17 protein-coding genes and 2 tRNA genes are annotated in these 26,251 nt (G+C 59.4%); 16 read left to right on the top strand and 3 right to left on the bottom strand.

All coding sequences use genetic code 11. From position 1 onward, the window contains the following. The first annotated feature begins 24 nt into the window (after positions 1-24). The 10 genes from tilS (at position 25) to OK142_RS09165 (ending at position 13,741) form a co-directional block, all read left to right on the top strand. Positions 25-1,362, top strand: coding sequence for a tRNA lysidine(34) synthetase TilS (gene tilS, locus OK142_RS09210; protein WP_498682312.1), 1,338 nt, complete (start codon positions 25-27; stop codon positions 1,360-1,362). 154 nt (positions 1,363-1,516) lie between these two features. Continuing rightward, positions 1,517-3,481: an ATP-dependent zinc metalloprotease FtsH gene (gene ftsH / locus OK142_RS09205; protein ID WP_082185361.1), complete on the top strand. Its 1,965-nt coding sequence runs from the start codon at positions 1,517-1,519 to the stop codon at positions 3,479-3,481. A gap of 192 nt (positions 3,482-3,673) precedes the next feature. Then, positions 3,674-5,026: a phosphoglucosamine mutase gene (gene glmM, locus OK142_RS09200; protein WP_137039186.1), complete on the top strand. Its 1,353-nt coding sequence runs from the start codon at positions 3,674-3,676 to the stop codon at positions 5,024-5,026. Positions 5,027-5,206: 180 nt separating this feature from the next. Further along, the gene (locus OK142_RS09195; protein ID WP_498682311.1) at positions 5,207-6,052 is read left to right on the top strand and encodes an outer membrane protein; all 846 of its coding nucleotides are present in this window, start codon (positions 5,207-5,209) and stop codon (positions 6,050-6,052) included. 208 nt (positions 6,053-6,260) lie between these two features. Further along, a complete protein-coding gene (locus tag OK142_RS09190) occupies positions 6,261-7,439 on the top strand; it encodes a phosphoserine transaminase (protein ID WP_137039185.1) in 1,179 nt (392 codons plus the stop codon). A gap of 82 nt (positions 7,440-7,521) precedes the next feature. Next, on the top strand, positions 7,522-9,117 hold the full coding sequence (gene serA, locus OK142_RS09185) for a phosphoglycerate dehydrogenase (RefSeq protein ID WP_498682309.1): 1,596 nt from the start codon (positions 7,522-7,524) through the stop codon (positions 9,115-9,117). A gap of 225 nt (positions 9,118-9,342) precedes the next feature. Continuing rightward, complete coding sequence (locus OK142_RS09180; RefSeq protein WP_498682307.1) at positions 9,343-10,422, top strand: Tim44 domain-containing protein; 1,080 nt, start codon at positions 9,343-9,345, stop codon at positions 10,420-10,422. 512 nt (positions 10,423-10,934) lie between these two features. Then, on the top strand, positions 10,935-12,125 hold the full coding sequence (locus OK142_RS09175; protein WP_003497552.1) for an OpgC family protein: 1,191 nt from the start codon (positions 10,935-10,937) through the stop codon (positions 12,123-12,125). Between the two features lie 207 nt (positions 12,126-12,332). Further along, positions 12,333-13,529, top strand: a complete 1,197-nt coding sequence (mnmA, locus tag OK142_RS09170; RefSeq protein WP_035242880.1) for a tRNA 2-thiouridine(34) synthase MnmA — start codon at positions 12,333-12,335, stop codon at positions 13,527-13,529. A gap of 135 nt (positions 13,530-13,664) precedes the next feature. Then, positions 13,665-13,741: transfer RNA gene (locus OK142_RS09165), tRNA-Met, on the top strand. Between the two features lie 232 nt (positions 13,742-13,973). Here OK142_RS09165 and OK142_RS09160 read toward each other — a convergent pair. The 3 genes from OK142_RS09160 to OK142_RS09150 form a co-directional block, all read right to left on the bottom strand. After that, entirely contained in the window at positions 13,974-14,672 is a 699-nt protein-coding gene (locus tag OK142_RS09160; RefSeq protein ID WP_498682305.1) for a collagen-like triple helix repeat-containing protein, read from the bottom strand. A 236-nt stretch (positions 14,673-14,908) separates the two neighbouring features. Beyond that, positions 14,909-15,208 (bottom strand): hypothetical protein, encoded by a 300-nt coding sequence (locus OK142_RS09155; protein WP_003497549.1) that lies wholly within the window; start codon positions 15,206-15,208, stop codon positions 14,909-14,911. Between the two features lie 315 nt (positions 15,209-15,523). Then, positions 15,524-15,598 (bottom strand) — tRNA-Gly (locus tag OK142_RS09150). A 257-nt stretch (positions 15,599-15,855) separates the two neighbouring features. Between OK142_RS09150 and OK142_RS09145 the strand changes: the two genes are divergently transcribed. The 6 genes from OK142_RS09145 (at position 15,856) to pbpC (ending at position 25,981) form a co-directional block, all read left to right on the top strand. Beyond that, positions 15,856-16,365 carry a prolyl-tRNA synthetase associated domain-containing protein gene (locus tag OK142_RS09145; protein WP_003497546.1) on the top strand — a complete coding sequence of 170 codons (510 nt, stop codon included), beginning with the start codon at positions 15,856-15,858 and terminating at the stop codon, positions 16,363-16,365. A 54-nt stretch (positions 16,366-16,419) separates the two neighbouring features. Continuing rightward, the gene (trxA, locus tag OK142_RS09140) at positions 16,420-17,388 is read left to right on the top strand and encodes a thioredoxin (protein ID WP_137039181.1); all 969 of its coding nucleotides are present in this window, start codon (positions 16,420-16,422) and stop codon (positions 17,386-17,388) included. Between the two features lie 68 nt (positions 17,389-17,456). Next, positions 17,457-18,128: an LON peptidase substrate-binding domain-containing protein gene (locus OK142_RS09135; RefSeq protein WP_035242879.1), complete on the top strand. Its 672-nt coding sequence runs from the start codon at positions 17,457-17,459 to the stop codon at positions 18,126-18,128. Positions 18,129-18,138: 10 nt separating this feature from the next. Further along, entirely contained in the window at positions 18,139-18,327 is a 189-nt protein-coding gene (locus OK142_RS09130; RefSeq protein ID WP_003497541.1) for a Trm112 family protein, read from the top strand. 122 nt (positions 18,328-18,449) lie between these two features. Next, positions 18,450-23,906, top strand: a complete 5,457-nt coding sequence (locus OK142_RS09125; protein WP_498682301.1) for an alpha-2-macroglobulin family protein — start codon at positions 18,450-18,452, stop codon at positions 23,904-23,906. Beyond that, positions 23,903-25,981 carry a penicillin-binding protein 1C gene (gene pbpC / locus OK142_RS09120; protein WP_498682299.1) on the top strand — a complete coding sequence of 693 codons (2,079 nt, stop codon included), beginning with the start codon at positions 23,903-23,905 and terminating at the stop codon, positions 25,979-25,981. Before OK142_RS09125 ends, pbpC begins: the two co-directional genes overlap by 4 nt. The last annotated feature ends 270 nt before the right edge of the window (positions 25,982-26,251 follow it).

The following is a 26,251-nucleotide window of genomic DNA, read 5'->3' as shown; positions in this document are numbered from 1 at the left end:
CCCTGCCATGGCGGCGGTTTTTCCATGCCGGTTGATGCCCGCATTCTGAGCCAAAGGACAATTGCGCCGCTTGCGGCGGCAAGATCGTTTGTCGAAAATCTTCGCAAACCCGCCCATATCCTTGTCGCAATCTCCGGCGGCAGTGATTCCACCGGCCTGTTGCTGGCATTGCATGAGGCAGCAGCGGAATGGGGTCAGGACCGTTTGCGACTTTCCGCCGTTACGGTCGACCATGCGCTGAGAGCGGAATCCGCCGATGAGGCGCTCAAGGTCGGCATGCTTTGTGCGGAGCTTGGCATCTCCCACGTCATTCGCCGATGGGACGATGCCAAACCGGCCTCGGGCCTTTCCGAAGCCTCCCGGCTTGCCCGTTACCGCCTGATTGCCGAGGTTGCCTGTGAGATCGGCGCCGATCTTGTCGTGACCGGACATACCGTCGGCGACCAGCGCGAAACCGTGGCGATGCGCGCCGCCCGCGGCGGCGGCTCTGACAATCCCGGTCTCTCCGGCATGGCGGACGCAGTCTTATACGATGGCCGTCACTGGATCCTGAGGCCGTTTCTGGTGTGCGAGAGGCAGGCGATCCGCGACTACGTCTCGTCCTGCTCACGCAGCTGGTTTGACGATCCGAGCAATGAGAATATCCGATATGAGAGAGTGCGGGTGCGGCAGGCGCTTGCCCCTTCCCCTGTCCGTATCGATGTGGAGGCTTCTCTCAAAAGACAGGCGCTTTCCAAAAAAACAGCCATTTTCCTGCGCGGTCACACAGAGGTCTTTCACGCCGCGCTGGCCAGATTGGCCGGCGATGGCATCGATCCCGATCTTCCCGAGTTCCGGCATGGGCTGGCGGCGCTGGTCGCCACACTGGGCGGAAGGGCATATTTTCCCGCCGCAAACAGCATGGAGCGCGTTTTGCGGTTTCTCAAAACGGGTGAAAACGGGCGACTGACGGTTGGGCGCGTCCTGCTCGATCGTCGGAGGGACGGGCTTTATATGTTTCGCGAGCAGCGAAACCTGCCGGAGCTTCCAGTAGGCGCGTATCAACAGGGGCTGTGGGACGATCGTTTCCTTGTGAAGAACGGATCGGCTTTTCCAGTCCATGTCAAAGCGCGCAGGACCGGTGACGCTGCGCAAGCGGCCGCGCTTTTTTCGTCGGTACCGGCTGGGGTGGCGAAGCCGGCAATGGCGGGTCTGCCGCAAATCGTCGCAGCGACGGATGGGCCGGGTTCGTTATCAGATGCCATCATCATTACGCCGAGGCTTGCACCTTTTGATCTTTTCCTGCCGCGCTTCGACCTGGAGTTGGCGAATGCAATCGCCAATTTATTCGGACGGGCGGCATATCCACAGCCCCCGGTTTAAATCCGGCCTCTTTTTCGTGAATTGCCTTGGAATACTTTTTACACCAAAACGCATCAGATAACGCCCTTCGCCTTGGCAACGGCAGATGTCGTCCTTATGTTAGGGGCACGTAAGAGCGGGCAGCAAACATGCCCGTGTGAGTTCGGGGAGTTCGATGAACCCAAATTTCAGAAATTTCGCCTTGTGGGCCGTGATCGCCCTGTTGCTGATCGCGTTGTTCAGCATGTTCCAGACTTCGCCGACACAAACGGGTTCGCGGGAAATTCCGTATTCCCAGTTTATTCGCGATGTGGATTCCGGGCGAGTTCGCGACGTGACCGTGACGGGTAACCGGGTTCTTGGAACCTATACCGAAAACGGCACGGCCTTTCAGACCTATTCCCCCGTTATCGACGACAGCCTGATGGAGCGCTTGCAGAGCAAGAACGTCACCATTGTGGCTCGTCCCGAGAGCGACGGCTCCTCCGGTTTTCTGAGCTATCTCGGCACGCTTCTGCCGATGTTCCTCATTCTCGGCGTCTGGCTGTTCTTCATGCGGCAGATGCAGGGCGGCTCGCGTGGCGCGATGGGCTTTGGCAAGTCCAAGGCCAAGCTCCTGACGGAAGCGCACGGCCGTGTGACGTTTGACGACGTTGCAGGCGTGGACGAAGCCAAGCAGGACCTTGAGGAAATTGTTGAATTCCTGCGCGATCCGCAGAAATTCCAGCGTCTCGGCGGCAAAATCCCACGCGGCGTGCTGCTTGTCGGCCCTCCGGGTACGGGTAAGACGCTTCTGGCGCGTTCCGTTGCCGGTGAAGCGAACGTTCCGTTCTTCACCATTTCCGGTTCGGACTTCGTGGAAATGTTCGTCGGCGTTGGCGCAAGCCGCGTGCGTGACATGTTCGAGCAGGCCAAGAAGAACGCACCCTGCATCATCTTCATCGACGAAATCGACGCCGTCGGTCGCCATCGTGGCGCCGGTCTTGGCGGCGGTAACGACGAGCGCGAACAGACGCTGAACCAGCTGCTGGTTGAGATGGACGGCTTTGAAGCGAATGAGGGCATTATCCTCATCGCCGCCACCAACCGTCCTGATGTTCTTGACCCCGCACTTCTGCGTCCAGGCCGTTTCGACCGTCAGGTCGTTGTACCGAACCCGGATATCGTCGGCCGCGAGCGCATCCTCAAGGTGCATGTTCGCAACGTGCCGCTGGCGCCGAATGTCGATCTCAAGGTTCTGGCCCGTGGCACGCCCGGTTTTTCGGGTGCGGATCTGATGAACCTCGTCAACGAAGCCGCCCTGATGGCCGCCCGCCGTAACAAGCGTGTGGTCACTATGCAGGAATTCGAGGACGCCAAGGACAAGATCATGATGGGTGCGGAGCGTCGCTCCTCTGCCATGACCGAAGCCGAGAAGAAGCTGACCGCTTACCATGAAGCCGGCCATGCGATTACCGCGCTGAAGGTTGCGGTGGCTGATCCGTTGCACAAGGCGACGATCATCCCGCGCGGCCGTGCACTCGGCATGGTGATGCAGTTGCCCGAAGGCGACCGCTACTCCATGAGCTATAAGTGGATGGTGTCGCGTCTCGTCATCATGATGGGCGGCCGCGTTGCCGAGGAACTGACCTTCGGCAAGGAAAATATCACCTCCGGCGCGTCCTCGGATATCGAGCAGGCCACCAAGCTTGCCCGTGCCATGGTGACGCAATGGGGCTTCTCCGATGCTCTCGGCCAGGTTTCCTACGGTGAAAACCAGCAGGAAGTGTTCCTTGGCCATTCCGTCTCGCAGTCCAAGAACGTCTCCGAGGCGACGGCCCAGACGATCGACACCGAAGTTCGCCGCCTGATCGACGAAGCCTATACCGAGGCGCGGCGCATCCTGACGGATAACCACGATGGCTTCGTTGCCATTGCCGAGGGTCTTCTCGAATACGAAACCCTGACGGGTGACGAGATCAGGGCACTGCTGAAGGGCGAGAAGCCTGCGCGTGACCTGGGTGACGATTCTCCGGGCAGCCGTGGTTCGGCGGTGCCGAAAGCCGGCACCAAGAAGGACGGCCCGAGTGAAGTCAAGGGTGACGGCGAAGCCAAGGGTGACGGTGAGGCCGAAGGCGGCATGGAGCCGCAGCCGCATTGATCGCTTTCCAAAGATGATTGATTGTAAAAGGCCATCCGGTTTTCCGGGTGGCCTTTTCAGTTTGGTAACAAGATATAAGCCATTTTTGCGGTAATTTACGTGCTGTTTATCGTGGTTTGTGGCATCTAGCCAAAAAGCGCTTCCGGCTGTTTTCACCTTTTGCCGGAATGCTGGAAAAGATTTGGAGTTCAAATGGCACGCCGTTATTTCGGAACCGATGGTATCCGCGGACAATCGAACGTCTTCCCGATGACGCCGGATCTGGCGATGCGTGTGGGTATTGCGGTCGGAACGATCTTCCGCCGAGGCCATCATCGCCATCGGGTCGTCATCGGCAAGGATACGCGGCTTTCCGGTTATATGCTGGAAAACGCGTTGGTCGCCGGTTTTACCGCCGCCGGTCTCGACGTCTTCCTGCTTGGCCCCATTCCGACGCCGGCGGTTGCGATGCTGACCCGGTCGTTGCGTGCCGATATCGGAGTGATGATCTCGGCCTCGCACAACCCGTTTTCCGATAATGGCATCAAGCTGTTCGGCCCTGACGGATACAAGCTTTCCGACGAGCTGGAGCTGGAGATCGAAGATCTTCTCGACAAGGATATCTATGCCCAGCTGGCGAAGCCGAGCGAGATCGGCCGCGCCAAGCGCGTGGATGGCGATATCTACCGTTATATCGAATTCGTCAAACGTACCCTGCCGCGTGATGTGACGCTGAGCGGACTTCGGATCGCCATCGACTGCGCCAACGGTGCGGCCTACAAGGTGGCGCCAGCAGCGCTCTGGGAACTCGGCGCTGAAGTCGTCACCATCGGTAATGAGCCGAACGGCATCAACATTAATCTCGAATGCGGCTCCACTCATCCCGAAGCCCTGCAGAAGAAGGTGCATGAAGTGCGGGCCGATATCGGCATCGCGCTCGATGGTGATGCGGACCGCGTCATCATCGTCGACGAACGCGGCGAGATCGTTGATGGCGACCAGCTGATGGCTGTGATTGCCGATAGCTGGGCTGACGACAAGACGCTGCGCGGCGGCGGCATCGTCGCCACCGTCATGTCCAACCTCGGTCTGGAGCGCTTCCTCGGTGACAAGGGCCTCACCCTTGCGCGTACCAAGGTGGGTGACCGTTATGTGGTTGAGCACATGCGCAACCACAATTTCAACATTGGCGGCGAGCAGTCGGGTCATATCGTGCTCTCGGATTACGGCACGACGGGTGATGGCCTCGTGGCCGCCTTGCAGGTTCTTGCCCGCGTCAAGCGCTCGGGGCGCACCGTCAGCGAAGTTTGCCGCAAGTTCGAGCCTGTACCGCAACTTTTGAAGAATGTGCGTATTTCGGGTGGCAAGCCGCTGGAAAATCCCGTCGTGCAGCAGGCGATTGCGGATGCGGAAAGCGCATTGGCCAATAATGGCCGCCTCGTCATTCGCCCTTCGGGCACGGAGCCGTTGATCCGCGTCATGGCTGAAGGCGACGATAGCGCGCAGGTGGAGCAGATCGTCAACGATCTCGTTGGCGTTATCTCGAACGCTCGTTCTGCCGCATAATTCAGTTTCCAGTAGTAACAAAAAGCCGGCCTTCGCGCCGGCTTTTTCTTTGAGTGTTTGCTAATAAATATAGTGAATGATCGTGGTTAATCGGGACTTAACCATTTTACGCCAATCTCCGTGACTGAACCGTTCACTGGCAGCTGCCGCAACGCACGTGCCTCTTCTGGAGTGGAAGTCATGAAAAACGCCCTGGCTGGATTTCTGGCCGTTCTGCTGACCGGCACAAGCGCCGTCGGCGCCGATCTTTACCAAGCCGAACCCGCACCGGCCTATGTCGAGGCACCCGAAGTTCAGATCACCCAGTCGAGCGGCTGGTATCTGCGCGGCGACGTCGGTTATTCCTTCAACAAGCTGCGCGGCGCCCATTATTATCAGGGCGGACCGGGTGGTTATCTGCAGGATTTTGATACGGCGACGATCAAGGATAGCTATATCATTGGTGCAGGTGTCGGTTATCAGTTCAACAACTATTTCCGTAGCGACGTGACCTTCGACTATATGGGCAAGTCCGATTTCCGCGGCTCCACGATCGGTGGCTGCGGCTCCGTTCCCGGTCCTTGCGTTTCGACTGATCTGAGTTCGCTGAGAGCCTATACGCTGATGGCGAATGCCTATGTCGATCTTGGCACCTATGGCCGTGTCACGCCTTATGTCGGTGGTGGTATCGGCGGCTCCTATGTCAAGTGGGACAAACTGCGCAATACCTCGTGCAGCACCAATGGCCTCGGCTGCGACCCGACCACGGAACACGGCGGCAAGGGCAAGTGGCGCTTCGCCTACGCCCTGATGGCCGGTGCCTCCATCGATATTACCTGTAATTTGAAGGCTGATGTCGGCTACCGTTTCCGCCACATCAACAAGGGCGACATGTTCGGTTACGAGAACAATGGTGGTCCGGGCCGAGACAAGGGCCTCTATTCGCATGAAGTGCGCGTGGGTGGCCGTTATGTCTTCAACGGTTGCGACACCGCGCAATACATGCCGCCCGCCGATATTCCGCTGCAGCCTGCCGTTTATAAATAAACGTCACGCCTGACTGATAGCTTCAAGCCGTCCGCATCCTCCTCGGGTGCGGGCGGTTTTCGTTTTAGCGGTATTGCGCATGACGCATATGGGCCAAGATTCTTCTGCGTAGCCACATATTCCGCTTGACTGAAACCGGCGACAGGAATAGCAACGGCGTCAGGACACTCCACCCTAACGTGGAGCGCCTATCTGGAAGGATAGTCAAATGACAGATATCGTGAAGCCGGACGTCCGTCCGGGCAATACGCATTTTTCCTCTGGTCCCTGCTCGAAGCGTCCCGGTTGGTCGCTAGATGCTCTTTCCGATGCGCCGCTCGGTCGCTCGCATCGCGCCAAGGTTGGCAAAGCCAAGCTGAAGCAGGCCATTGATCTCACCCGCGAAGTTCTCAATGTTCCCGCCGATTATCGTATCGGTATCGTTCCCGCGTCCGACACCGGTGCCGTTGAAATGGCGCTCTGGTCGCTGCTCGGTGAACGCGGCGTTGATATGCTCGCCTGGGAAAGCTTCGGCGCCGGCTGGGTCACCGACGTCGTCAAGCAGCTGAAGCTGAAGGACGTGCGCAAGTTCGAGGCTGACTACGGTCTGCTGCCGAACCTTGCCGAAGTCGATTTCGACCGTGACGTCGTCTTCACCTGGAACGGCACCACCTCCGGCGTTCGCGTTCCCAATGCCGATTTCATCCCGGCTGACCGCAAGGGCCTGACCATCTGCGACGCCACCTCGGCGGCTTTCGCGCAGGACATGGATTTCACAAAACTCGATGTCGTCACCTTCTCCTGGCAGAAGGTTCTGGGCGGCGAAGGCGGCCATGGCGTCATCATCCTTTCGCCCCGCGCCGTCGAGCGTCTGCTGAGCTATTCGCCGGCATGGCCGCTGCCGAAAATCTTCCGCATGGTTTCCGGCGGCAAGCTGATCGAAGGCATCTTCACCGGCGAAACCATCAATACGCCGTCCATGCTCTGCGTTGAGGATTATATCGACGCACTGCTGTGGGCGAAGAACCTCGGTGGCCTAAAGGCGCTGATCGGCCGTGCCGATGCCAATGCCAAGGTCATCTACGACTTCATCGAAAAGAACGACTGGATAGCCAACCTGGCCGTCAAGCCGGAAACCCGCTCCAACACCTCCGTGTGCCTCAAGATCGTTGATGCCGAAGTGGCTGCACTGGATGCCGCCGCGCAGGCGGATTTCGCCAAGGGTGTCGTTGCCCTGCTCGAAAAGGAAAATGTCGCCCTCGATATCGGCGCTTACCGTGACGCACCGTCCGGTCTGCGCATCTGGGCCGGCGCAACCATCGAGACGGCGGATATGGAAGCCGTCATGCCCTGGCTCGCCTGGGCCTACCAGACGCAGAAGGCAGCACTTTCCAAGGCTGCCGCCTGATTTTGATACCGGCCCTGCGCAGATGCAGGGCCGTACATTTCCCGCTTTAAAACTGCACCGTTTTTCAAGGAGCCCGTGAACCATGGCACCTCGCGTACTCGTATCCGACGAATTGTCGGAAACCGCCGTCCAGATTTTCCGTGATCGTGGCGTCGAAGTCGATTTCCAGCCGAAGCTCGGCAAGGACAAGGACAAGCTTGCCGAAATCATCGGTAATTACGATGGTCTCGCCATCCGCTCCGCCACCAAGGCAACGGAAAAGCTGATCGAAGCGGCGACCAATCTCAAGGTCATCGGCCGCGCCGGCATCGGCGTCGACAATGTCGATATTCCGGCCGCCTCGCGCCGCGGTATCATCGTCATGAACACGCCGTTCGGCAACTCCATCACCACCGCGGAACATGCGATTGCGCTGATGTTTGCCGTTGCGCGCCAGCTTCCGGCAGCCGACAGTTCCACGCAGGCCGGCAAGTGGGAAAAGTCGAAATTCATGGGTGTCGAAATCACCGGCAAGACGCTCGGCGTCATCGGCGCCGGCAATATCGGCTCCATCGTCTGCTCGCGTGCTCTTGGTCTCAAGATGCATGTTCTGGCCTACGACCCCTTCCTGTCGCCGGAGCGCGCGCAGGAAATGGGCGTCACCAAGGTTGAGCTGGACGAACTTCTGGCCCTTGCCGATTTCATCACCCTGCATGTGCCGATGACCGACAAGACGCGCGGTATTCTCAATGCCGAAAACCTTGCCAAGACCAAGAAGGGCGTGCGTATCGTCAACTGCGCCCGTGGCGGTCTGGTGGATGAAGCGGCCCTTGCCGATGCCATCAAGTCCGGCCATGTCGCCGGTGCCGGTTTCGACGTGTTCGAAGTCGAGCCCGCCACTGAAAGCCCGCTTTTCGGCCTGCCGAATGTCGTCTGCACGCCGCATCTTGGTGCATCCACCACGGAAGCACAGGAAAACGTCGCCCTTCAGGTTGCCGAGCAGATGTCGGATTACCTCGTCAAGGGTGCGGTTTCCAACGCCATCAACATGCCGTCGATCACGGCGGAAGAAGCACCGCGCCTGAAGCCTTTCATCCGTCTGGCGGATGTTCTCGGCTCCTTCGTTGGCCAGGTGCAGGAAAGCGCCACCAAGGAAATCGAAATCCTTTATGATGGCGCAACCGCCAACATGAACACGAAGGCATTGACCAGTGCATTGCTGGCCGGCCTGATACGCAGCCAGGTTGCAGATGTGAACATGGTTTCGGCACCTGTCATGATCAAGGAAAAGGGCATCATCCTCTCCGAGGTCAAGCGCGACAAGACCGGCGTTTACGACGGTTACATCAAGCTGACGGTCAAGACGGAAAACCAGATCCGCTCGGTTGCCGGCACGGTGTTTTCGGATGGCAAACCGCGCTTCATCCAGATCAAGAACATCAACATGGATGCCGATGTCGGATCGCACATGATCTACATCACCAACACCGACGTTCCCGGCATGATCGGCTTCATGGGCACCACGCTCGGCGAGGCTGGCGTCAACATCGCCAACTTCCAGCTCGGTCGTGAAAAGGAAGCCGGCGACGCCATCGCGCTGCTTTATGTCGATGGTCCGGTTTCCGAAGAGGTGCTGGACAAGCTGCGCGCCAACCCGGCAATCCGCCAGGTCAAGCCGCTGACCTTCAACGTCGACTGATCTTATCGTTCCTCCCAAGGGGACAATAAGGCCCGGTGCAGGGGAGACCCTGTGCCGGGTTTTTCGTTTTTCCAGTTGTCGATTTTACCGCAATTTGCGCCAGCCTCGCGCTTTGGTTGCATATCACGAAAAATTTAAGCCGTGTGGTCTAAAAATGATGATCATGAGTTGCTATATCGCCTGCTGACATGCCGCTCATGGGAGGGCGGCCAACAGGAGATAGTGATGTTTGCTGCCTTTCGGCGCTTCAAGGGTTTGTTCGCAGTCGCCGCGCTTGGTATCGCGGTGTCTTTCGTAGCGGTCGACATGGCGGAAGCACGCCGTGCAAGCGGCGGTTTCGGCAGCCGTGGCACGAGGACGTTTTCCACGCCGCCGGCAACCAATACGGCCCCCGGACAGACCGCGCCGATCAACCGCAGCATGACGCCCAATACCAATCAGGCAGCACCGAGCGCCGCTCAGCCGGCCCGCCCCGGCGCGCAGGCGGCCCCGCAGCAGAGCCGTGGCCTGTTTGGCGGCATGATGGGTGGTCTGATGGGCGGCCTATTGATGGGTGGCCTGTTCGGCATGCTGATGGGCGGCGGTTTTGGCGGCATGGCCGGTTTCTTCGGCATGCTGCTGCAGGTACTGCTTATCGGTGGTCTGGTCATGCTCGCCATGCGTTTCTTCGCATCGCGCCGTCAGGGCCAGCCCGCTTATGGTGCAGCCGGTGGCTCTCAGCGCACGGATCATTCCGGTTCTTCCTTTAATGGCGGCTCACAGGCAGGTCCTTCCGCGTCTTCGTTCAAGATTCCGAAGATCGGCGCGCTTGCCGGTGCTGCGGGCGGGGCTGCCGCGGCCACTGCCGCAACGGCGAAGCCGGTGGCGCACGAGAACGCCATTTCCGAAGGTGACGAGATCGGCATCACCCAAGGAGATCTCGAAACCTTCCAGAAAATGCTGGAAGACGTTCAGTCGGCTTATGGGGCCGAAGACTACGGCACGTTGCGCAAGCTGACGACGCCGGAAGCCATGTCCTACCTCGCCGAGGAATTGAGTGATAACGCCACGAGCGGCGTGAAAAACGAAGTGCGTGACGTAACGCTGCTGCAGGGTGATGTCGCCGAAGCCTGGCACGAAGAGGGCCAGGATTACGCGACGGTTGCGATGCGCTACTCCGCGATCGACATTATGCGCGACCGCACCTCGGGCAAGGTTATCGAAGGCGACGACCAGCATCCTGCCGAAGCGGTTGAGATGTGGACCTTCGTCCGCCGTGGCGGCAACGACAACTGGCAGGTCGCCGCAATTCAGGCCGCTGCCTGAGGCGAAACATAGCCTTCTGTGAATAAATGGCCCGGAGGTTTTTACGAACCTCCGGGCTTTTGCGTGTCGTGATCTACGATGACGCGACGCTATCTTTCGCCGTGCTTTCTTTTTGATTCCGCCGGTATTTCAGCGATGCCGGCGAAAGGGCAAAGCTTTCCAAAAAAACGACTGATAAATCTAACGGGTGATATCTACATTGCCTTTTTGATCGCGATATCCGCTTCCCCCTGCCATGCAAGGGTTTGCGCCCTCTCCGTCGAGGTGTGGCGCCGGCGCATAGCTCATTTGCTCCACGGAATCGCCCTTTTTCATTCATCCGCCATTCAGTCCCCACATCCTAACCAGAACGCCTACACGTCAATGTTACTTTTCGCGCCGGTTCTAAACCGCTTTGGAAAGGGAACCTCAGGCGCAAATCAGCGTTGACAATCCAATTCCCGGCCCGCCTCCCGCAAGCCGGGCTGGGTGACTGGGTAACGCAGGCCCTGTGAGAACGGAGAGCTATCGAGATGAAACGCTTTGACCTGATAGACGGGATGCGTGGTTACTTCCTCGTCTTCATGCTGATCAACCATCTGGTGTTTGCCGGCGGCTTCTGGCTGGTGGAAATCAATCACCGCCAGTTTGCCTTCGTGGAAGATGCGCAGGGTTTCGTCTTTTTGTCCGGTCTGCTGATCGGCATGGTCTATGCCCGCAAGATGATGAAATACGGTTATGACGCCGGCAAACAGATGATCTGGAACCGCGCGATGGAGCTCTATCGCTATGCGATGGGTCTCGTCATCGCCGTGTTGTTCTTCCGCATGGTCATCCCGCATGCGCCCTATATCTGGTACAACTGGCTGGGGATGACCTCGTTTGACGATCCGCTGCGTCTGGCGGCGATTGCGACATTCCTCTTCCAGCCGACCTTCATGGATATTCTGCCGCAGTACATCGTCTACATGCTGTTTGCACCGATCCTCGTTAAGCTGTGCCTTGACGGTAAATGGGCCTATGTCATGGCTGGCTCGCTGCTGGTCTGGATGGCCGGCCAGCTCGGCCTCCAGCAGATCGTGACGACGCCGCTCAACGAACTCGTCAAGGGTGCGGACGAGCAGGGCATCCGTGTCAGCTTCAACCTGCTGGGCTGGCAGCTGGTGTTCTATTCTGCGCTCGTGCTGGGCGCGATGACGGCGCAGAACCGCATTCCGTGGAAGGCCATCTTCTCGCCGCAACAAACATGGCTTCCGAAGGCGGCACTTCTCATCTGCCTGTTTTTCATGCCGCTGCGCATCGCAACCGCCTGGGGCCTGATGCCGGAATTCGTGATGGGCAAATTTTCCACCATGGAAATCCGCGCCGATTTCGGACCGGTCTACCTCATCAACTTCCTTGCTGTCGGCGTCGGTTTGACCTGGCTGGTGATCGCCGGTCCGAAGCATCACCGCCCGATCGTGCGCTCGATTGCCGAGGGTGTGATCTGGGTGCTGTCGCTGAAGTTCCTGCAGCTCCTCGGCCGCCATTCGCTCCAGGTCTATGTCTGGCACGTGGCCATTGTCTATGGCGTCTATTATCTGGATGGCCGCACGGCCGAACTGTCGCAGGTCAGCAAGACGCTGATCGCCTTCACTGCAATCGGCTTGCTGGCTCTGCCGGCCCTGTGGCGGGAGCGCGACAAGTGGATTGGCAGCAGTGGCCAGAAGACGGCCGGCGCTTAACAGCCTGTCACGGACTCAATCTGATGGCTATGCGGGGCGGTTTTCCGCCCCGTACTTGCGTGCGCGGCCATTCCTTTCTATATGCAGCCCTTAAATCCGCATGATGGCGAGGCAGAACAGTCCGGTTTTCTGGCTGATGCTCACGCGGCGGATGACCGACAGGCGGCGGGGCCTTTACCCCCGTTATGACTGACGATGGGAAAAAACGTGAATACGCTCGATTTTGACAAGAGGCCGGAAGACACCCGGATCGTTGTCGCCATGTCCGGTGGCGTCGATTCTTCGGTTGTGGCCGGTATCCTCAAGCGCGAGGGCTACGATGTCCTCGGCATAACCCTCCAGCTTTATGATCACGGTGCGGCCGTGCACCGCGCCGGCTCCTGTTGCGCCGGGCAGGACATTGACGATGCGCGCAGGGTCTGCGAAACGCTGGGCATTCCCCACTATGTGCTGGATTATGAAGCGCGGTTCCGTGAAACTGTCATCAATCCTTTCGCCGAAGCCTATGCGATGGGTGAAACGCCGATCCCCTGCGTCGCCTGCAACCAGACCGTAAAATTCGCCGATCTGCTCGCGACAGCGCAGGAACTCGGTGCCGATGCGCTGGCGACCGGCCATTATATCCGCTCGCGTCCCAACCCCGTTGCCGGTCAGCCCGGCCGCCGCGCGCTTTATCGCCCGATCGACAGCGACCGTGACCAGAGCTGGTTCCTGTTTGCCACGACGCAGGAGCAGATCGACTATCTGCGCTTTCCGCTCGGCGGCCTCTCCAAGGCCGAGACGCGCGCTTTGGCAGAAGATATGGGTCTGGTCGTGGCCAAGAAGGCCGACAGTCAGGACATCTGTTTCGTGCCGCAGGGCAAATATACCGATATCATCAACAAGCTGAAGCCGAATGCGGCATTGGCGGGCGATATCGTCCATCTGGACGGCCGCGTGCTCGGCCGCCATGACGGCATCGTGCATTACACCATCGGCCAGCGCCGGGGCATCGGTGTTGCAACCGGAGAGCCGCTCTATGTGGTGCATCTCGATGCACGTGGGCGCCGGGTTATTGTCGGGCCGCGCGAAGCGCTGGAAACCCGCCGTGTCTATCTGCGCGACATGAACTGGCTTGGCGATGGCGAGCTTGCAGCGGATGCCGGGCAGGGCTTTGCCTGTTTCGCCAAGGTGCGCTCCACCCGCCCGCCAACCGAAGCGATGTTGCATGCCGACGAAAACGGTATCTATGTGGATCTGATGACCGGTGAGGCCGGTGTCGCTCCCGGTCAGGCCTGCGTGCTCTATTCCGCACCCGGCGCGGATGCCCGCGTTTACGGTGGCGGCTTCATCGAACGTTCGGAACGCTCAGTGGACGCCGAGGCTTCGCTGAAGGCGCTTTTGGAAAAGCCGGTTGCCGCCTGAAACAATTCGGTTTTCACCGCCGTGTGGAAAGCGAATTTTTTGCGCGTCATGCGCTTGACACTTTGGGGAGCGGCACCTTATAAGCCGCTCATCCTGATGGAGCGGACGGTCACATGACTGTCACGGTTCCACTGTGGCGGGGTAGCTCAGGTGGTTAGAGCAGCGGAATCATAATCCGCGTGTCGGGGGTTCAAGTCCCTCTCCCGCTACCATTTCAATTTTTCTTTTAATGGTCCCTTCAAGGCGTGCTCAGCCCGATTAGCACTATTTCGGCACTGAACCATGTTGGAAGCGAAGGCCATTGAAGCCTTAATTCGCAGCGTTCAAAAATCTCTTTGCACTTTTTCTTCCATTCACACCGCCCTTGCCGATTATCGGCCGATGCGCATGCCGATTTACACGGCCCGACAAATGGTCGTCTGGAAAGAAATTCCTAGCGAATTTCTATCTGGCGTAAGCTGTGAATTGGGCTATCCACGTTCCGTCTGTTGACCGGACGACTTGATCCAGAATGAACGTTCCCGCCGTTTTTTGAAAGAAACCACATGGGTTCGAGACGGAACATCTTCGGAAAGAGCCGCCATTGGAAAAGCGAAGCGATGTTTCCCCTTGCACCTCAAGCTTCGCCAAAAACTCCCCGCCTGTGCCACAAATTCTCGTTCCGTCAGCAATGACGAACGTCCCCGAGGTCTGTTTCTGCGGGAGTTGCACGCATTCTGTCACAGATGGCGCGACTGGAGATGAACTCGAGACTTCTACTCCAGTTGCTGGTCGCGCCTGATTACCAGTACGCTCCAGTGCCGCTAACCGAGAAAGGATTGGTGACAGGTCAATATTTCCCGGCGTGGAGATACCGGGCTCTCCTGGAATTCCCTGCGGTCCACGGTCCCCTTTAGGGCCAGCATCACCGGGGTCTCCTTTATCGCCTTTTTGCCCTTTTGCTCCAAGGCCCGTCACCTGCGTTTTCTGTAAGATTTCTTGCAGTTGCGTGACTTGCCCTTTCAGAGTTTGGACTTCTGCTTTAGATGCTTCGATTTGACTGTTGAGATTGCCGACATAAATCCCCAAGCCAATCAGTGCGCCCCCGATCGGGATCAACGTTCCGGCGATGCCGACGGTTTTCAACCACATTCCCTCTGACATTGGCGCTCCTGTCTTGATCACGTCTTTGGTTTTATATGAAAACTTTAAAACCCTGAATTGCAACTGAAATATTGGTTTCTGAAACCTACAGCAATCCTTCAGGGTGCATCGGCGGGTAAATCATCGCCAAAAAAAGGGAAACCCGCCCGCTGTCAAATGCAGCCGGCGGGTCTCAACCTTTACCCCCTCCCACAAGGGCGGGTGAACAAAAGCACATCAAATGAATTATGGCAAGATCATGGCGACCATATTGTTGCGGTGGATGGCCCGGTGCGCCAGTTTAGTGGCGGATGGCAGAGTGTGACCACCTCCTTATGCCGCTCATAGGGCGATCGGTAGGACACAACATTCTCACTGCAGCGCATTTCAGCCTGATTCGAATAGACGCTTTGCGCGACGCGTTGGTGATAATGCGTCTTGTGCCGCGGAGCCTGATCCTGGCCATAGACGATCATGTCGGCGGCAAAAGATGCGGCTGGCACTAGGAAGACGGTGAGTGCGGCAAAGAGGGCGGTGCTTTTGAGATTTGCGGACATGGGTTGTTTCCCCGGCGTTGATCAACGCAGGAAAACGCCTTTCACGGGAAGCTGTTCCGCGGCGCCATTCATTTTTCGCCGGCGACACTTGCCCCAAAAAAATGCCCGCTCGCGGCGGGCAATTCAGAGGGGAACTGAGGTTAGGAGCCTCGCGTCAGAAACGCTCGTTCCTGTCATAGGTTCCCAGCGCGCCGGTAATTTTATGGCGTACTCGCTGATTGAACATCGTGAAGGCGGTGAGCGCAGAATAATATGTCGAGACTTCGGCTGCCTGAGGCAACGCGGTTTCACTGCAAAATCTGTCTTTGGAAAGTTTGGAGCGGGCGAAGGGATTTGAACCCTCGACCCCAACCTTGGCAAGGTTGTGCTCTACCCCTGAGCTACACCCGCTCAAATCCATCGGTCCGGGGTAGTACGCTGAACCGTGGGTCGCCACAGTTGCGGCGACGGGCGCTATATCGCTCAATCGATTTTGGAATGCAACAGGGAAATGACAAAAACGCGAAAATTTCTTTGAGAAATGCGACAAGCGGCGGAAATGATTGAGAATTTTCGAGCCGTTCCGTCTTCACGCGTTGCCAAGCCCGGATCGCCCCCTTAATCATGGCGGTGAAGATATCGGAATCGGCAAAGGCAGGCGGCAGGATATGGCGGAAAATTCTCCGAAGACGGCAGCGGATTTGTTCGCTTTTCTGGACGGGCTCGGCATCGCGCATACGACGAAGGAGCATGAGCCGGTCTATACCGTCGCCGAATCCCAGTCCCTGCGGGATCTCATCCCGGGCGGTCATACGAAGAACCTTTTTGTGAAGGACAAGAAGGATCAGTATTTCGTTCTGACCGTTGAGGAAAATGCGGTCGTTGACCTGAAGAGCGTTCACAAGACGATTGGCGCCGCAAGTCGCGTATCCTTCGGCAGACCGGAAAAAATGCTGGAATATCTGGGCGTGGTTCCGGGTTCCGTGACGGTTTTTGGCGCCATCAACGATAGTGGCGGCGAGGTTACCTTCGTGCTCGACAGCGATCTTCTGGAAAACGAGCTGATCAATGGCCATCCGCTTTCCAATGACCAGACGACGACGATAGGAAACAGGGATCTCATTCGTTTTCTGGAGGCGACCGGTCATACGCCGCTTGTCTTGAAAGTCAGCGAGTGAGATACGATCTTTGCTTCAATCTATCCAATATGACAGAGATTACGGGAGACCGGCATGAGCGGCACGAACAATCCTTACGGCAGTTCCTATGGCGGGCAGATGTCTGGCAACGCGCAATATAGCGGCGAGCTGAACGGTGCATCCTCCGGTCACATCAAGGACACGACGACAGCCGCTTTCTCTAGGGATGTTCTGGAAGAATCGCGCCGCCAGCCGGTTCTTGTGGATTTCTGGGCCCCGTGGTGCGGCCCGTGCAAGCAACTGACCCCGGTGCTTGAAAAGGCCGTCAACGAGGCCAACGGTCGCGTGAAGCTCGTGAAGCTGAATATCGACGATCACCCGTCCATTCCGGGCCAGCTCGGCATCCAGTCCATTCCCGCCATCGTCGCGTTCCTGGATGGCAGGCCTGTCGACGGCTTCATGGGTGCTGTGCCGGAAAGCCAGATCAAGCAGTTCATCGACAAGATCGCTGGACCCGATGCGGGTGATCCGAAGGCCGAGATCGAGGCGGTTCTTACCGAAGCGAAGCAGCTTCTGGCGGATGGTGATTTCAACGGCGCGGCGCAATTGTTCGGCGCCGTCATGCAGGCCGATCCTGAAAACCCCGCCGCCATTGCCGGTATTGCCGAATGCATGATCGCTGTGGGTCAATATGAACGGGCAAGCGAACTCCTGTCTTCCCTGCCGGCAGAGGTCGCCGAGGATGCGGGCATCCAGCTCGTGTCGAAAAAGATCGCGCAATATGAGGAAGCCCGCAAGATCGGCGACCCGGTGGCGCTGGAACGCGATATTGAAATCAATCCCGATCATTTCGAGGCGCGGATAAAGCTTGCCAAGGTCCTGAACGCTCAAGGGCGGCGTGACGAGGCGGCGGATCATCTGCTTTATGTCATGCGCAAGGACAGAACCTTCGATGATGACGGCGCGCGCCGCCAGCTTCTGGAGTTTTTCGAAGCCTGGGGCTTCAAGGACCCGGCAAGTGTCGCCGGTCGCAGGAAGCTTTCGGCACTACTCTTTTCGTAATGCGGGCATATCCCGGCCACCGCGGTTGATCCGTCCGCCGGGCAGCAGTGAACAGGGGGCTTGATCCCATGCATGTCGGAAATGCGAGATATGTGAAGAACGACGACCTGCCGGAAACCGTGCCGGTCTTTCCATTGCCTGGCGCCCTGCTTCTGCCGGAAGGCCATCTTCCGCTCAATGTCTTCGAGCCCAGATATCTCGCCATGATCGATATGGCGCTGGCTGGCCACCGTGTCATCGGCATGGTGCAGCCTGCCCTTAATGTCATGGAGGCGGGGCTTGAGGGTGGTCCTCTCAGCGCCGTTGGATGCCTTGGACGCATTACCTCCTTTTCGGAAACGGGGGATGGCCGTTACATCATCTCGCTCACCGGTGTGTGCCGTTTCCGCCTGCTGGAAGAGGTGGATGCGGGCAAGCCCTATCGCAGTTTCCGCCATGCGCCTTTCATCGCCGATCTTTCCGGTGAATATGATGAGGATGCGGTGGACCGCGAAAACCTGCTGCGGGTGTTCCGCGCGTTTCTTGATGCCAACCAGCTGGAGGCGGATTGGGAAAGTGTGGAGAGGGCGGGCAACCGTGTTCTTGTCAACTCGCTCTCCATGATGTCTCCGTTCGGGCCGGCCGAAAAGCAGGCGCTGCTGGAAGCACCCGATCTGAAAACGCGGGCCGAAACATTGATCGCCATCACCGAAATCGTTCTTGCCCAGGGATCGGGCGAGGGCGGCAACGTGCTGCAGTAGGGTCGCCGCCATGGACGACAGGATGAGCAATGTCGATCCCAAGCTCCTGGAGCTGCTGGTCTGCCCTTTGACAAAGGGGCGGCTTTCCTACGACCGGGCCCGCAACGAACTCATTTCCGAGAGCGCCAGACTTGCCTACCCGATCCGGGACGGCGTGCCGATCATGCTGATTTCCGAAGCGCGGAAAATCGAAGACTAACCTTTCCCTGACCCTCCGGTCTCTCCACATTGTCGCGTCGCAAATTGACGATGATGCGTTGACAACCGTGCGTGGATTTGACCAGAGTCCCGCCCGACATGTCTGTTGCGGGGAGAAAACTGATGTCGTTGCGCGCGCTCGTCCGGATCTCGTTGGTTGCGGTCTCAACCGCCATTGCTTTTCTTCCAGCCGCGGCGGCGGAGCCGTCCCGCAAGGTCGTGACCACCCAAAACGGTGATTATTTCGGCTTCGATCTCAGAACAGAACAGAATGTCTCGCTGGACCAATGCGGCGAGATTTGCGTTGGCGATACCGCCTGCAAGGCCTTCACCTACAATCCCAAGGTGAAATGGTGTTTTCTCAAGTCGGATTTCAATCAGCTGAATGCCTTTCCCGGCGCGGTTGCCGGCAAGATCGTGGAAGTGGCGGCTGAGGCCGATATCGGCGCACCGCAACGCCTGTCCTTCGTCACGGATAGCCTGCAGCAGGAAGCGCGCCGGTTGAAAACGGGCCTTGCGGCAAACGCGGGACAGGGCGAAGGCGGGCTGGAAAGCCTGCTTCAAACGGCAAGACAACAGGCAGCGGCGGGCAATATTCCGGATGCGGTCGAAACCTATAAGGCGGCTCTTGCGATCTCGCCCGATGACGGCGCGCTGTGGGCGGAGCTTTCGCAGAAGGCGGCGCAGGTCAGCGATAATTATGCGATCACTGGCCAGGCCGCTTCCGCTGCCATCAACGCCTATCAGCTAAGCCGCACGGTCAGCGCCCGCACCGAAGCGCTGAACCGGCTGGCGCAGGCCTTCGAAAAGACCCAGAATTATCGCGCGGCACTCAGCGCTTACAAGGAAAGCCTCACGCTTTCCGATAATGCCCAGACAAAGGCGGCCTATGCCGATCTGCGCACGCGCCAGGGTTTTCGCGTCATCAACAATACGATCGATACGGATAGCGTCAGCCCGCGCGCCTGCGTGCAGTTTTCCGAACCGCTGGTAAAGAATGGCGTCGATTATTCCTCCTTCGTCACGCTGGACGGAACCGCACCCAAGGCCATCGAGGCGAAGGGCAGCGAGATTTGCGTCGAGGGGCTGACGCATGGCCAACGCTACAAGATCGCGTTTCGCGCCGGCCTGCCGTCCTCGGTGGAAGAGCCGCTGGAAAAGCAGGTCAATCTCGATATTTACGTGCGCGACCGCGCAGCGAGTGTGCGCTTTACCGGCGAGAACTTCGTCCTGCCAGGCACGGCGCGTCGCGGCATTCCCATCGTTTCGGTCAATGCAGACCAGGCCAACCTGAAGCTTTACCGCGTCGGTGACCGCAACATCACAGCACTTCTCACCAATTCGCAGTTTCTGACGCAGATGGACGGCTATAATGCCGACCGCATTGAAAACGAAATCGGCGAGCTGGTCTGGCAGGGCTCGATAGACATCCAGCCCGACCTCAACAAGGATGTGGTGACGAGCTTTCCGGTGGATGAGGCCCTGCCGGAGCGTAAACCCGGCATCTATGTGCTGACCGCCGTTCCGCCCGGCACCGCACCGGAGACCTGGGATTCCCGCGCCACGCAATGGTTCCTCGTGTCCGATACCGGCATCACCACCTATGCCGGAACCGATGGTCTCAACGTCTTCGTCCGTGCGCTTGGCAGTGCCAAGCCGCTTGCGGACGTCGATTTGCAGCTGCTCGCCAAGAACAATGAAGTGCTCGGTACTGCAAAGACGGATGCGGATGGCAGGGCAGTGTTTTCGGCGGGCCTCATGCGCGGCACGGCGGCGCAGGCGCCCGCCATCCTCACGGCGCGCAACGGTGACAAGGATTATGTCTTCCTGGACATGACGCGTGCCGGCTTCGATCTCTCCGATCGTGGCGTGACGGGGCGCGCTGCCCCCGGCGCCATCGACGTGTTCAGCTGGACCGAGCGTGGCATCTACCGCGCCGGCGAGACCGTGCATGCCGCCGCTCTTGCGCGCGACGTCGACGGCAAGGCGATCGAAGATTTGCCGCTGACCTTCATCTTTTCGCGCCCGGATGGCGTTGAGGACCGGCGTTTCGTCAGTGATGGCAAGGCGCTGGGCGGCCATGCGGTCGATCTGCCATTGCAGGCAAATGCCATGCGCGGCACCTGGACGCTGCGCATCCACACCGACCCAAAAACGGCTGCGATCAGTGAAAAGAGCTTTCTGGTCGATGATTTCGTGCCTGATCGCACGGAATTTGATCTGTCCAGCAAAGTGAAACAGATCGAGCCGGGTGCCGAAACGGCAATCGATGTCGATGGCCGTTATCTCTACGGCGCGCCCGCCGCAGGCCTGACGCTGGAAGGCGAGGTTGCCGTCAAGCCGACCCGCACGAGCGCCGATTTCGAGGGGTATTTCTTCGGTCTGGCCGATGAGGAAAGCGAAGAGGAAAACCGCACCACGCTTGCCGACCTGCCAGCGCTGGACGACGAAGGCAAGGCGAGCTTCAATGTCGATCTGACCGATCTTCCGTCCACGACGCAGCTGCTTTCGGCCAATATCACCGTGCGCATGCGTGAGGCCGGTGGCCGCGCCGTGGAACGCTCGCTGACGCTGCCGGTGAAGGCGCAGGCGTCGATGATCGGCATCAAGCCGCAATTTTCGGGTGATCTCGCGCAGAATTCCGTCGGTCGTTTCCACATCGTCGGCGTCTCAGCCGATGGCACGAAACAGGCGATGAGCGGTCTCAACTGGAAACTCATCAAGGTCGAGCGAAACTACCAATGGTACCGCCAGGGCAATTCCTGGCGTTACGAGCCGGTGGAATATACCAAGCAGACCGAAACAGGCACGCTTTCCGTCGATGCCAATGGCGCGGAGATTTCCGTGCCCGTCACCTGGGGCCGTTACCGGCTGGAAGTGGAAGGTGCCGGCAATGGCGCCCCGGTTTCCAGCGTCGAATTCGATGCCGGTTTCTACGTCGAGGCAAGCTCGACAGAAACGCCGGATGCGCTGGAAATCGCGCTGGACAAACAGAGCTACAAGATCGGCGATACCGCGAAACTCAAGGTGTCGTCGCGTTTTGCCGGTCAGCTGATGGTCACCTCCGGTTCCGAAAAGCTGATTTCCGTGCAGAATGCTGAGATCGGTGAGGATGGCGGCGAGATCGACATTCCCGTTACCGAGGAATGGGGCGCGGGTGCCTATGTCACGGCCACGCTGTTCCGCCCGGGCGATGCGCAGGAAAGCCGTATGCCGATGCGCGCCATCGGCATCAAGTGGCTTGCCGTCGATCCGGCCGAGCGCAAGCTTGCCGTGACACTTGGCGCGCCGCAGAAGACGCTGCCGCGCCAGCCGCTTGAAATCCCCATCAGCGTCGCCGGTGCGGGCGTGGGCGAAAAGGCCTATGCCATCGTCGCGGCGGTGGATGTCGGCATATTGAACCTTACCCGCTATGAGCCGCCGAAGCCGGATGAATGGTATTTTGGCCAGCGCCGGCTTGGGCTGGAAATTCGCGATCTCTATGGCCGCCTGATCGACGGTTCGCTTGGCGCCACCGGCCGCCTGCGCACGGGCGGCGATGGCGGGGGCGCAGCATTGCAGGGCAGCCCGCCCACCGAAAAGCTCGTGGCCTTCTTCTCGGGACCTGTCGAACTGGATGCGGATGGCAAGGCGACCGTGAGCTTCGACATTCCGCAGTTCAACGGCACGGCGCGCATCATGGCTGTCGCCTGGACAAAGACGGGCGTGGGACACGCTGTCTCCGATGCGGTCATCCGCGATCCCGTTGTGGTCACCGCCAGTGCTCCGAAGTTCCTCGCGCCCGGCGATGTCTCGCAATTGCGGCTCGATATCGCCAATACCGATGGCGAGGCCGGCGACTACCGGCTGGATGTGACGAGCAACACGGCCCTGACGGTCGATCAGGGCGAGATGTCGCAGACCTTGGCGCTTCAAAAGGGGGGCAAGTCTTCGCTGACCGTTCCCTTGACGGGCGAACAGCCCGGCAATGGCGCAATCACCATCAAGGTTTCCAATGCTGCCGGTATTTCGCTGGAACAGGTTCTGAACGTTCCGGTGCGCCCGGCCGTTCTGCCGGTCACGACGCGGCGTGAGATCAAGATTGCGCCCAATAGCAGCCTGACGATCAATGGCGACCTTCTGGCTGACAGCATGCTTCTCGGCTCGTCCGTCGCCGTCAACGTCACGCGCTCGCCAGCCTTCGATGTTCCGGCGCTGGTGATGATGCTCGACAAATATCCCTACGGCTGCGCCGAGCAGACGACGAGCCGCGCCCTGCCGCTGCTTTATCTTTCGGAAATGACGAAGGATAGCGGCATCGCCGAAGACCCCGATACCCACCGACGCGTGCAGGAGGCGATCTATCGGGTGCTCTCCTTCCAGTCGAGTTCCGGCAGTTTCGGCCTCTGGTCGCCCGGTTATGGTGATCTGTGGCTCGATGCCTATATCAGCGACTTCCTGACAAGGGCGCGCGAGCAGAATTACGACGTTCCCGAACAGGCCATGGTGCAGGCGCTGAACAACCTGCAGAACGGCCTTTCCTATGACAGCAATGTCAAGGACCGCGGCAACGAGATCGCCTATTCGCTCTATGTGCTGGCACGCAACCGCAAGGCGGCGATCAACGATCTCAGATATTACGCGGATACGGCGCTTGCCGATTTCCCGACGCCGCTTGCCAAGGCGCAGGTTGCCGCAGCACTCTCGCTTTATGGCGATCAGGCCCGCTCGAAGGCTGTGTTTGGCGCGTCGCTCGATATGGCGAGCCGTGCCACCAATGTGAGCTTCGCAAGGGCGGATTATGGTTCCGCCCTGCGTGATGGCGCGGCGACTCTGGCGCTTGCGGCGGAAAGCCGCCCGGTTCCGGCCGTTGTGCCGCAGCTTGCCGGTGCGGTTGCGAAGGAATGGGAAAAGAAACCCTATACCAGCACGCAGGAGCAGGCATGGATGCTGCTTGCTGCCCGCGCCGTCAAAGGTGAGGACAAGGATATCCGCCTCGATGTGAACGGCGATTTGCAGACCGGCGGCTTCGGCAAGCGGATGAGCGGCGACGAATTGCTGGCCGCTCCTTTAAAAATTGCCAATGCTTCGGCCGATCCCGTCACGGCTGTCGTCACCACGGTCGCACCGCCGGCGCAACCACTTGCCGCCGGTGGCGAGGGCTTCACCATCACCCGCACCTATTATTCGATGGATGGCGAGGAAGTGAACCCGAGCGAGGTGGCGCAGAACGAGCGTTATGTGGTCGTGCTGAATGTCGTGCCGCAAAATAACTGGCAGTCGCGTATTCTGGTAACCGACCTTCTGCCTTCCGGTTTCGAGATCGACAATCCGAACCTCGTCAATTCTGCAGCCCTTTCGAATTTCGACTGGTTGCCGGAAACGGAAGCCGCGCATACCGAATTCCGCTATGACCGGTTCGTTGCGGCCTTCGACCGCTCAGCCGGTGACAGTTCCGAAATCACACTGGCCTATGTGGTGCGCGCCGTCACCCCCGGCACCTATGATCATCCGGCAGCGTCGGTGGAAGATATGTACCGGCCGCAATTTGCCGCCCGCACGGCAACGGGCCGCATGGAGGTGCGTTCGGCAACCCCATGAGGCGGAAAAAAGCGATCATCGTCGGCATCGTGTCGGCCGCGCTGCTTTTAGGCGGCGCGGCCTTCGGCCTCGATGCGCTGGACAAGGCCTATCCGCCACCGCTGGACGCCGCACGGCAGCGGTCCTTCGAGGTGCTGGACCGCGACGGCCGGCTGCTGCGCGCCTTCGCGACATCGGATGGCCGCTGGCGGCTGAAAACCACCGCCGCCGAGGTCGATCCGCAATTTCTGCGCATGCTGGTCGCTTATGAGGATCAGCGTTTCTATGAGCATCACGGCGTCGACCCGTGGGCACTGCTGCGCTCCGCCTGGCAACTGGCGAGCAATGGCCGGATCGTCTCCGGCGCATCGACGCTCTCCATGCAGGTGGCACGGTTGATCGAACCGCGTGCCGACCGGTCGTTTTCGGCGAAATTTTTGCAGGCCGCACGTGCGCTCCAGATCGAAAGACGGCTCAGCAAGGCGGAGATTCTCGATCTTTATCTGAATATCGCGCCCTATGGCGGCAATCTCGAAGGCATTCGCGCCGCAAGCCTCGCCTGGTTCGGCAAGGAACCTGCGCGGCTCGATACGGCCGAGGCCGCCCTGCTCGTGGCGCTACCGCAATTGCCGGAAAAGCGCCGTCCGGACCGTTTCCCGGATGCGGCAAGGCAGGCGCGGGAGCGCGTGTTGCAGCGCCTTGCCGTCGAGCGTGTGGTGGGCGAAGGGGAAGCGGAAAGGTCGGGTCTTGCGGGCGTGCCCGCCAGCCGGCGGGATCTGCCATCCTATGCGCCGCATATGGCCGTTGCCGCGCGGGCGAAATTTCCAAATGTTACTGAGGTGCATTCCACGCTGAAACTGCCAATCCAGCGGGAACTGGAAGGTGTTGCCCGCCATGCGGCGGAAAAGCTGGGAGACAGGGTATCCGTCGCCATCGTCATGGCCGATGCGCAGACCGGCGATATTCTGGCGGAGGTGGGCTCGGCAGATTATCTCGATACGGCAAGACGCGGTTTCGTGGAGATGAGCCGGGCCGTGCGCTCGCCGGGGTCCACCCTCAAGCCGTTCATTTATGGTCTCGCCTTCGAAAACGGCCTCATCGGGCAGGAAACCATCATCGAGGATCGCCCAGCTGATTTTTCCGGTTACCGCCCGCGCAATTTCGACATGCATTATCAGGGCGATGTCAGCATCCGGCAGGCGCTGCAACTGTCGCTCAACGTGCCCGCCGTCAAGCTTCTGGATGCGGTCAGCCCGTCTGCGCTGATGGTGCGTTTCCGGCGGGCGGGCGTGAGGCTCGTGCTTCCCGCAAACGAGGCGCCGGGGCTCGCCATCGCGCTCGGTGGCGCGGGTATTTCGCTTGTTGATCTGGTGCAGCTTTATGCAGGACTTGCGGGCAGTAGTGATCCCGTGCAGCTCGGTGACGGTATCCGCTCCTTCCCAGAACGACTGGGGGGCGACCGGCTGTTTTCCGATGCAGCAATCTGGAATATCTCCGACATTCTCTCCGGCGTGCTGCCGCCGCTTGGCATGAAGCAGCGCGGCATCGCTTACAAAACCGGCACCAGCTATGGTTATCGCGATGCCTGGTCGGTGGGCTATGACGGGCGGCATGTACTCGGGGTCTGGGTCGGGCGTGCCGACAACGGTGCGGTGCCCGGCATTGCCGGTTACGCGACCGCGGCCCCTATTCTGTTCGAGGCTTTCGAAAAATCCGGCGTGGCAATCACACCGATGCCGGCGGCACCTTCCGGCGTCGCGCGCGTCGCCGTGAGCGACCTTCCCGCCAACCAGCGGCGTTTCACCCTGACCGCAAGCGGTCTCCTTTCCGCATCGAGACGGGAAAGTGCACCCCGCATTGTTTACCCGCCGGAAGGGGCAAGGGTCGAGCTTTCCAGCCAGTCGGGCATTTCGCCGCTGGTGTTGAAGCTGCAGGGCGGGCGTGCGCCTTTCCGCTGGCTCGCCAACGGCATGCCCCTGCCGGATGTGTCCCTTCGCCGCAACAGCGAATGGCGGCCTGAGGGACAGGGATTTTCGACACTGACGGTGATCGACGCCGATGGCCGCGCTTCGAGCGTGCGGGTTTTCATCGAGTGAGTTTTTAGGGTGCGCCCGCCGCAATAAGCGGTTTCGTGTCCGCCATTCTTCTAGATTTAACATCGCCAGATGGCGCGGCCTGTGAAGCTGCGGGGACTCGGCCTTTGTCATCGGCCCCGCATCCCAATCCGCAAGCCGGGCAAAAGAAGAAATTTTGGAAATTTTATTGCCGTATAAAAATTCTGCAATTTTTGTTGCGAATCCTGTTTCATCCCGTTATGTTGAAACTGCGCCCGGAAAACGCCGGCCGCATGGGAGAGACGGGCGCAG

Origin of the sequence: Agrobacterium sp. BT-220-3, from assembly GCF_025910175.1 — a bacterium.
GTDB classification, from domain to species: Bacteria; Pseudomonadota; Alphaproteobacteria; order Rhizobiales; family Rhizobiaceae; genus Agrobacterium; species Agrobacterium oryzihabitans.
The sequence above is the reverse complement of the archived record's forward strand: the minus strand, read 5'-3'. Positions and strand labels throughout refer to the sequence as shown.